This is a genomic window from Devosia insulae DS-56 (assembly GCF_000970465.2).
Classification (GTDB): Bacteria; Pseudomonadota; Alphaproteobacteria; order Rhizobiales; family Devosiaceae; genus Devosia_A; species Devosia_A insulae.
The window spans coordinates 1-9,097 of record NZ_LAJE02000091.1 but is presented as its reverse complement, the minus strand read 5'-3'; the positions used below and the strand labels follow the sequence as shown (position 1 = coordinate 9,097).

Annotated in this window: 9 protein-coding genes; 8 read left to right on the top strand and 1 reads right to left on the bottom strand. The window is 65.1% G+C overall.

Features of this window, described 5'->3' with window-relative positions; translation table 11 throughout:
- Positions 1–62: 62 nt before the first annotated feature.
- On the bottom strand, positions 63–788 hold the full coding sequence (locus VW23_RS06335; RefSeq protein WP_069908740.1) for a GntR family transcriptional regulator: 726 nt from the start codon (positions 786–788) through the stop codon (positions 63–65).
- Positions 789–892: 104 nt separating this feature from the next.
- Here VW23_RS06335 and VW23_RS06330 point away from each other — a divergent pair, with 104 nt between their 5' ends.
- The 8 genes from VW23_RS06330 (at position 893) to VW23_RS06295 (ending at position 9,017) form a co-directional block, all read left to right on the top strand.
- A complete protein-coding gene (locus VW23_RS06330; RefSeq protein ID WP_069908739.1) occupies positions 893–2,002 on the top strand; it encodes a branched-chain amino acid ABC transporter substrate-binding protein in 1,110 nt (369 codons plus the stop codon).
- Between the two features lie 78 nt (positions 2,003–2,080).
- Complete coding sequence (locus VW23_RS06325; RefSeq protein WP_055884637.1) at positions 2,081–2,995, top strand: branched-chain amino acid ABC transporter permease; 915 nt, start codon at positions 2,081–2,083, stop codon at positions 2,993–2,995.
- Positions 2,995–3,966 (top strand): branched-chain amino acid ABC transporter permease, encoded by a 972-nt coding sequence (locus tag VW23_RS06320; RefSeq protein ID WP_069908738.1) that lies wholly within the window; start codon positions 2,995–2,997, stop codon positions 3,964–3,966. Before VW23_RS06325 ends, VW23_RS06320 begins: the two co-directional genes overlap by 1 nt.
- A complete protein-coding gene (locus VW23_RS06315) occupies positions 3,963–4,742 on the top strand; it encodes an ABC transporter ATP-binding protein (protein ID WP_069908737.1) in 780 nt (259 codons plus the stop codon). Before VW23_RS06320 ends, VW23_RS06315 begins: the two co-directional genes overlap by 4 nt.
- Before the next feature lie 4 nt (positions 4,743–4,746).
- Positions 4,747–5,451 (top strand): ATP-binding cassette domain-containing protein, encoded by a 705-nt coding sequence (locus VW23_RS06310; RefSeq protein ID WP_141728241.1) that lies wholly within the window; start codon positions 4,747–4,749, stop codon positions 5,449–5,451.
- Between the two features lie 46 nt (positions 5,452–5,497).
- Positions 5,498–6,748 carry an NAD(P)/FAD-dependent oxidoreductase gene (locus VW23_RS06305; RefSeq protein ID WP_069908735.1) on the top strand — a complete coding sequence of 417 codons (1,251 nt, stop codon included), beginning with the start codon at positions 5,498–5,500 and terminating at the stop codon, positions 6,746–6,748.
- A 13-nt stretch (positions 6,749–6,761) separates the two neighbouring features.
- On the top strand, positions 6,762–7,763 hold the full coding sequence (locus VW23_RS06300) for a 4-hydroxyproline epimerase (protein WP_069908734.1): 1,002 nt from the start codon (positions 6,762–6,764) through the stop codon (positions 7,761–7,763).
- A gap of 150 nt (positions 7,764–7,913) precedes the next feature.
- The gene (locus VW23_RS06295) at positions 7,914–9,017 is read left to right on the top strand and encodes a cis-3-hydroxy-L-proline dehydratase (protein WP_069908733.1); all 1,104 of its coding nucleotides are present in this window, start codon (positions 7,914–7,916) and stop codon (positions 9,015–9,017) included.
- The last annotated feature ends 80 nt before the right edge of the window (positions 9,018–9,097 follow it).

The window sequence follows — 9,097 nt, the reverse complement described above, 5'->3', positions numbered from 1 at the left end:
CCATATTGTGAGAGGAAACTGCTTCCCGCACCGGCTCGTCAGCTAAATCGGCGCCATATGTGTTACGCCCCGCTGGCGAGCGACAGTTCGCGGGTGCGGTCGACGGCGATGTAGCGCTGGATCTGCGCGACGATCTGGCTGGCATGTTCGGCCGCCAGGCGGTCGCAGAGCTCGGCATCTTCGGCCTCGATGGCGGCCACGAGGGCATCGTGCTCATCGACATATTTGCGCGGCAGGTGGTCGTTGAAGCTCTTGTAGTAGTAGAGCCTGAGGATGCGGCGTCCCTCGTCGAGCAGGCGGATGAAGAGCCCGGTGAAATAGGGGTTGCCGCCGGCTTCGGCGATGGTGGCGTGGAAGTTGCGGTTGTGGCCGATCATGCCGAGCACGTCACCTTCGCGCACCGCCCTGGCATAGGCCGCCTGGTGGACGCGCATGACCTCGAGATGGGCGCGAGTGCGGGCGCCGGCGGCGAGCCGCGTGGTCACCCGGTACATCAGGGTCAGCGCCTCGAAATAGACCGGCAGGGCGCCGAAATCGATCGGCGCGACAATGGTGTTGCGATTGGGCAGCTGGCTCACCAGCCCCTCGGCAGCGAGCCGCACCAGCGCCTCGCGGATCGGGGTGCGGGACATGCCGAAGGTTTCGGCGAGCGAGACCTCGTCGAGCGGCGCACCCGGCTCCAGCGACAGATCGAGGATCGAGGCCTTGAGCTGCTCGTAGACCTTCTGGACGCCCGAACCTTTGACGCGCGGCGCAAACCGGGTCGTTTCGCGCGAGGATCCACTCATATCCGGCTCCTGTTCGCCCCCAATTGACGAAATGTTAACGCGGCTGCATTGTGCCGACAAGGTGCATGCAAGGATGCATCTGAGGACAAGGGAGACGGAACGACATGCGTAATGTCATGAAAACCGCAGCAGGCCTCGCACTCGCCATCGTGCTCGGCGTACCAGCGATGGCGCAGGATACGCTGACCATCGGCATCATGGTCCCCACTACCGGATCGGAAGCCACCTACGGGCAGGACATGGCAAATGCCGTGAACCTCGCGATCGGCGAGATTAACGCGGCGGGCGGCGTATTGGGCAAGCAGCTGACCTCGACCATCGGCGACGACGGCTGCGACGCGCAGCTGGCAGTCAATGCCGCGAGCAAGCTGGCAGCCTCCGGCGTGGTCGGCGTCGTGGGCGGCTATTGCTCCGGCGCCACGGTGCCGACGCTCAAGATCTACGGCGACGCCAAGATTCCGCTGATCATTCCGGCGGCCAACTCGACGAAGCTGATCCCGGAGAACCCGGGCAACGCCTTCATGATCAACTCGACCGGCAACGACCAGGTGGCCAAGGCGATCGAGTACTTCACCGCCAAGGGCATCAAGAAGATCGCCATCATCAACCAGGGCGATGCCTATTCGCAGGACCTGGCCGACCTGACCAAGAAGAACTGGGAAGCGGCCGGCAACACGGTCACCAACTTCGAAGTCACCAACAAGGGCGAGCAGGACTATTCGGCGGTGGTCACTTCAATCACTGCTGCCAGCCCCGACGCAGTGTTCTGGACCGCCTACTACGCCGATGGCGGCCTGTTGATCCGCCAGCTGCGCGAGCGTGGCTACCAGGGGCTGATCGCGGTGGGCGACGGCTCCAACTCGCCGGAGCTGTTCAAGATCGCCGGCCCGGCGGCCGAAGGCGTCATCGCCTTCTCCAACCCAACGGCCGAGTTCCTGCCGGAAGCCAAGGCGTTCGCCGAGGCCTACCAGAAGCAGTTCGGCGCCGCGCCGGGCCCCTACTCGACGCTCAGCTACGACGCGATGAAGCTGCTCGCCTGGGCCCTCACCACCGCCGGTACCACCGACTCCGCCAAGGTGATCGAGACGCTGCAGGGCGCCAACTTCACCGACACCATTTCGGGCCCGATCTCGTTCACGCCCGAAAAGACCCTGGCGCGCTCCAACTTCGTGGTGCTCGAAGGCAAGGGCGGTGCCTGGACGCTGGCGCAGTAACCACCTGACCCAATCGCGGATCGGCGCTGCGGTGCCGGTCCGTCTCGGGCGAGACTGACCCCAAGGGCGAGGTGGCGGGTGAGCATTTTCGACATCTTCACGAACCAGTTGCTGAACGGCATCGTGCTCGGTTCGTTTTATGCGCTGGTGGCGCTCGGCTACACCATGGTGTTCGGCGTGGTGAAGCTTTTGAACTTCGCCCATGGCGAGCTCTACATGGTGGGCGGCTTTGCCGGCTTCCTGGTGCTGTCATTCCTCGCGCCCTATCTGGGGCCCGGCTGGCTGGGCGTTGCGGTGTCGCTGGTGCTGGCGATGATCGCCGTCGGCTTTCTCGGCGTGGTCATCGAGCGCGTCGCCTACGCGCCGATGCTGTCGGCGCCGCGCCTTTCCATCCTGATCACCGCCCTCGCGGTATCGCTGGTGCTGCAGAACGGCATGCTGACGCTGACCAAGGGGCAGTATGTGCCGTTCGGCGCAGCGCTCGGCTTCGGCGGGGTGAAGCTCGGCAACCTGTTCATCAGCTACAACCAGATGATCCTCGTCGGCGTCGCCGCGGCGCTGATGCTGGCGCTCGAGCTGTTCGTGTCGCGCACCCAGTATGGCCGCGCCATGCGCGCCGTCTCGGTCGACAAGGACATGGCCCGGCTTATGGGCATCAACGTCAATGCGGTGATCGCTATCACCTTCTTCCTCGGCTCGGCGCTTGCAGCAGCCGCCGGCTCGATGGCCGGCGCCTATTACGGCTCGCTGTGGTATTTCATGGGCTTCCTGATCGGGCTCAAGGCCTTCACCGCCGCAGTGATCGGCGGCATCGGCTCGATCCCCGGCGCCATGCTGGGCGGCTTGATCCTCGGGCTGCTCGAGAGCTTTGGCACGCAGTTGCCGGGGGTGGGCAGCGAGTGGAAGGACGTGTTCTCGTTCTCCGTCCTGATCCTCGTCCTGGTGTTCAAACCGACGGGCCTCCTGGGCAAGCCCGAGCAGGAGCGCATGTGATGGCGCAATTCCCGGAACGACCGAGTGCCTGGGGCGGGTTGGCAACGCTGCTCGATACGCCACAGAAGCGCTATGCGGCGATCGCCGTCATCCTCGTCGCCATGGCCGTGGCGCCCTACATTTTCGGCTCCTACGGCACGGTGATCCTCACCAACGCGCTGCTCTATGTGCTCTTGGCGCTGGGGCTCAACATCGTCGTCGGCTATGCCGGCCTGCTCGATCTCGGCTTTGCGGCGTTCTTCGCCGTCGGCGCCTATACCGTCGGCATCACCACCCTGCATTTCGGGCTCAACTTCTGGCTGGCGCTGCCGCTGGCCGTCCTCCTCGCCATCGTCGCTGGCGTCGTGATCGGCGCGCCGACCCTGCGGCTCCGCTCCGACTATCTCGCCATCGTTACACTGGGGTTCGGCGAGATCGTCCGGATCACGGCGCGAAACCTGCGCGAAACCGGCGGCGCCAGCGGGCTGATCGGTATCGACTCGCCATGGCTGTTCGGCTGGCACATCCGCACGCCGCTCGATTTCTACTATGTGTTCTGCGTGCTCGCGATCATCGGCGTCATCGCTTCGGTGCGGCTCGCCAACTCGCGGCTGGGGCGCGCCTGGCTCTATGTCCGGCACGATGAAGACGCGGCCGAAGCGATGGGCATCAACCGGGTGAAGGTGAAGCTCGCCGCCTACGTCGTCGGCGCCATCTACGGCTCGATCGGCGGAGCGTTCTTTGCCGCCAACCTCGGAGCGATCTCGCCCGAGAGTTTCTCGTTCCGGCAATCGGTGCTGATCCTGATGGCAGTGATCCTGGGCGGTATGGGCAAGATTCCGGGTGTCATCCTCGGCGCCTTCATCGTCATCCTCGCGCCCGAACTGCTGCGCGATTTTGGTGATCTCAGGCTGCTGATCTTCGCGGTGGGCCTGTTGCTGATCATGCTGTTCCGGCCAAGCGGCATCTGGCCGGCGAGGAGCAAGCGATGAGCCTCCTCGACCTCAAGGGCGTCAGCCTCAGCTTTGCCGGATCGAAGGTGCTCGACGCCGTCGATTTCAGCGTCCCGGCCGGCCGAATCGTCAGCCTGATCGGGCCGAACGGAGCAGGCAAGACCTCGCTGTTCAACTGCATCACCGGCTTTTACAAACCGCAGCAGGGCTCGATTAGCCTCGACGGCACCGAGACGCTGCGGATGAAGCCGCATCAGGTGACGCAGCTCGGCATCGCCCGCACCTTCCAGAACGTGCGGCTGTTCCGTGAGATGACAGTGCTCGAGAACGTCATGTCGGGCCAGCACAGCCGAACTCGCGCCGGCATCATCGATGCGATCCTGCGGCTGCCCTCGCAGCGGCGCGAGGAGGCCGAGATCCGGCGGATCGCCGAGGAATGCCTGAGCTTTGTCGGCATCACCGAAGGCTGGGAGCGGGAGGCGACCACCCTGCCCTATGGCTGGCAGCGCCGCGTCGAGATCGCGCGGGCGCTGGCGACGACACCGCGGCTGTTGCTGCTCGACGAACCGGCCGCCGGGCTGACCTCGGGCGAGAAGGAAGAGCTGATCGAACTCATCCGCCGCATCCGCAACGAGCGGGACATCTGCATCCTGCTGATCGAACACGATACCGGGCTGGTGATGCGTCTCTCCGAGCGGGTCAGCGTGCTCGACCACGGCGTGATGATCGCCGAGGGCACGCCCAAGGAAATCCAATCCAACCAGCAAGTGATCGAGGCCTATCTCGGGGTCGAGGAGGACGCACTTGACCTCTGATGTGATGCTCAAGCTCGAAGGCCTTGCCAGCGCCTATGGCAAGATCGATGCGGTCAAAGGCATCGACCTCGAGGTGAAGCGCGGGCAGATCGTGACGCTGCTCGGCGCCAACGGGGCCGGCAAGACCACGACGCTCAAGACCATCTCGGGGCTGGTGCGCGCCAAAGCTGGCCGGGTGCTGTTCGAGGGCAACGACATTACCGGCATGCCGGCGCACCAGATCGCGCGGGCCGGCGTGGTGCATGTGCCCGAGGGGCGGCATGTGCTGCGCGGCCTCAGCGTGCGCGAGAACCTCGAGCTCGGCGCCTTCACGGTGAAGGATCCGACGCTCAGGAAAGATCGGCTCGAACAGGTGTTCGCCCAGTTCCCGATCCTCAGGACGCGGGCCAACTCCGATGGTTCGCTGTTGTCGGGCGGCGAACAGCAGATGCTGGCGATCGGCCGGGCGCTGATGCATGGGCCGAAAATCCTGCTGCTGGACGAGCCCTCGATGGGGCTGGCGCCCAAGCTGGTGCTCGAGACGATGAAGATCGTGAAGCGGCTCAACGAAGGCGGCACCACCATCCTCCTCGTCGAACAGAATGCCCGGCTGGCGCTGCGGCTCGCCCATTACGGCTATGTGCTCGAGAGCGGCGTGATCCGCCTCGAGGGCGAAGCCAAGCAACTCAGTGCCGATCCCTCGATCGTCCAGGCCTATCTCGGCAACTGAATGCATCTCCCCAGCACCTCCACCGTAAGTCCAAAGGCCACCTGACTTGACCACGACGACCAGCATCGACGTCGCCATTATCGGCGCCGGCATTATCGGCGTTTCCACCGCCTTCAAACTGCAGGAGGCGGGCCGGACGGCCGTGCTGATCGACAGAACGGGGATTGCCGAGGAGACCAGCCGCGGCAATGCCGGGGCGTTCGCTTTTTCGGACGTGATCCCGATGGCGACCTCGGGCGTCCTCGGCAAGCTGCCGCGCTGGCTGAGCGATCCGCTCGGCCCGCTGACCATCCGGCCGGAATACCTGCCGCAGATTACGCCCTGGCTGCTGCGCTTCTGGCGCGCCGGCTGGCCTGACAAGGTGGCGGCGAGCCTCAAGGCGCAGAGCGCCATGATGCGGGTTGCCCGATCCGAGCTGGAGGCGCTCGTCGCCAGTGCCGGGCTCGACGGCATGATCCGCCGCGACGGGGTGCTCGAACTCTACGAGAGCGACGACGAGCTCAAAAAGACCGCACGGGACGACGAGGCCAAATCCGCCGAGGGCATCGAGTTCCGCCATGTGCGGGGGGCCGAGCTCAGCGAACTGCAGCCGGGGCTGTCGCCGCGCATCACCTGCGCCACCTTCATTCCGAAATGGCAGACGGTCAGCGACCCCTATGACTACGCAGTTGCGGTGGGCCAGGCGGCGATGGCGCGCGGCGCCAGTTTCCGCCAAGCCGAGGTAGCGCAAGTGCTGCCCGAGGGCGATGGCGTCGTGATTCAGTTCACCGACGGCAGTTCGCTGCGCGCGCGGCAGGTGGTGGTGGCGGGCGGCGCCTGGTCGAAGCAGCTGACGGCGCCGCTTGGCGACGACATTCCGCTCGAGACCGAGCGCGGCTACAATACGACGCTGCCCGGCTATAGTTTCGACCTCAAACGCCAGCTGGTGTTCGGCGGCCATGGCTTCGTCGTGACGCCGCTCGCCAGCGGCATCCGCGTCGGCGGTGCGGTGGAGCTGGGGGGACTGAAGCTCGCCCCCAACTTCAAGCGCGCCGACGCCATGCTGACCAAGGCGGCAAACTTCATGCCGGGTCTTGTTACCACTGGCGGCAAGCAGTGGATGGGGTTCCGCCCATCGCTGCCTGACAGCCTGCCGGCCATTGGGTTCTCGCGCCGTTCGCGCCACGTCGTCTATGCCTTCGGGCACGGCCACCTCGGCCTCACCCAATCGGCCGGTACCGGCAAGCTGGTGGCCGAACTCCTCACCGGCGCCACACCGTCTCTCAACCTCACACCCTTCTCTCCGCAACGCTTCTAGAACGAGCCTTTCCATGTCCCGGCATATCTTCACCTGCATCGATGGTCACACCTGCGGCAACCCGGTCCGCCTCGTCGCCGGCGGCGGCCCGCTGCTCAAGGGCAACACCATGATGGAGCGGCGCGCCGATTTTCTCGCCAACCACGATTGGATTCGCAAAGGGCTGATGTTCGAGCCGCGTGGCCACGACGTGATGAGTGGCTCGATCCTCTATCCGCCGACGCGCGAGGATTGCGACATCGCGATCCTGTTCATCGAGACCTCGGGCTGTCTCTATATGTGCGGGCACGGCACCATCGGCACGGTGACCATGGCGATCGAGAACGGGCTGATGACGCCGAAGACGCCGGGCGTGGTGAACCTCGATGTCCCCGCCGGCAAGGTGGTGGCCGAGTACACCATGGATGGCGAGTATGTGGACAAGGTCCGCATCACCAACGTGCCGAGCTTTCTCCACTCGACCGACCTCGAAATCGACGCGCCGGGGCTCGGCAAGCTCAAGGTCGACGTGGCCTATGGCGGCAATTTCTACTGCATCGTCGACGCCCAGGAGAATTTCTCCGATATCGCCGACGTGTCGGTCGGCGACCTGCTGCGCTGGAGCCCGGCGCTGCGCGCGGCGATGAACGAGCGCTACGAGTTTATCCATCCCGAGAACGACAATATCCGCGGCTGCACCCACATCCTGTGGACCGGCAAGCCGACCAATGTCGCCAACACCGCCCGCAACGCCGTGTTCTACGGCGACAAGGCGATCGACCGCTCGCCCTGCGGCACCGGCACCTCGGCGCGCATGGCGCAGTGGTATGGCCGCGGCAAGCTGAAGGTCGGCGACGCGTTCAACCACGAGTCGATCATCGGCTCGGTGTTCAACGGCCGGGTCGAGCGCGCGGTGAAGGTCGGCAACTATGACGGGATCGTGCCGTCGATCGCCGGCTGGGCCCGCCAGACCGGCCTCAACACCATCTATATCGACGACCGCGACCCCTTCGCCCACGGCTTCTCACTGGTGTGAGATGGTGCCGCTCCTTGCTCGCCCCAGCCACGGAGTCATTCCCGCGAAAGCGGGAACCTCTGTTTCGGGATCGTGCCTCCCAAACGGAGATTCCCGCTTTCGCGGGAATGACCCGGTGAACCGAGCAGCCTCTCGTCAGGAACTCCACACATGAAAATCACTGCCATCAAAGTCTACCAGGTTGATCTGCCGCTGCGCGAAGGCCGCTACAACTGGAGTGGCGGCAACTTCATGGAGGTGTTCGACTCGACCGTCGTGGCGGTCGAGACCGATACCGGGATTACCGGCTATGCCGAGTGCTGCCCGCTCGGCTCGGCGTACCTCCCCTCCTACGCCAAGGGGGTGCGAGCCGGTATCGCCGAGATCGGGCCCAAGCTGATCGGGCATGACCCGACTGATCTCTGGCCGCTCAACCATCACATGGATGCGGTGCTGCGCGGCCACCCCTATGTGAAGGCGCCGATCGACATCGCCTGCTGGGACATTCTGGGGAAGGTCGCGGGGCTGCCGGTCTATAAGCTCCTGGGTGGGGCCGAGCAGGAAAGAATCGCGCTCTACCGGGCGATCAGCCAGGAAGATTCCGCTGTCATGGCCGAGAAGATCGCCGGCTATCGCGCCGAGGGCTACACCAAGTTCCAGCTCAAGGTCGGCGGCGATGCCAATGACGACATCCGCCGCATCCGGGCCTGTCGCGCCATCCTCGCCGAGACCGACATCCTCGTTGCCGACGCCAATACCGGCTGGACCATGGCCGATGCGGCGCGGGTGGTGAACGCGGTCCGCGATCTCGATGTCTATATCGAGCAGCCCTGCATGAGTTACGAGGAGAGCGTCTCGATCCGCCGCCGCACCAGCCTGCCGTTCGTCCTCGACGAGAATATCGGCACGGTCGGCGACCTGGTGAAAGGCATTTCCGAGGATGCCTTCGACGTCATCAACCTGAAGATCAGCAAGGTCGGCGGCCTCACCAAGGCACGGCAGATGCGCGACCTCTGCGTCGCCTCGGGCATCCCGATGACCATCGAGGACACCTGGGGCGGCGACATCGTCACCGCCACCATCGCGCACCTCGCCCGCTCGACGCCGCAAAAATTCTGCTTCACGGCGACCGACTTCAACTCCTACGTCACGGTGTCGATCGCCGACGGCGCGCCGAAGCGGGTCAATGGGTTTATGACGGCAAGCGATGCGCCGGGGCTGGGGATCGAGCCGAAATGGGACGTGCTCGGGCAAGCGGTGCAGGTGATTGCGTGACCCTCAGTCGGGACGCGCACCGGCCTCTCCGTGATCCTTCCCCGCGTGGCGGGGGAGGGGGACCGCCGAAGGCGGTGGAG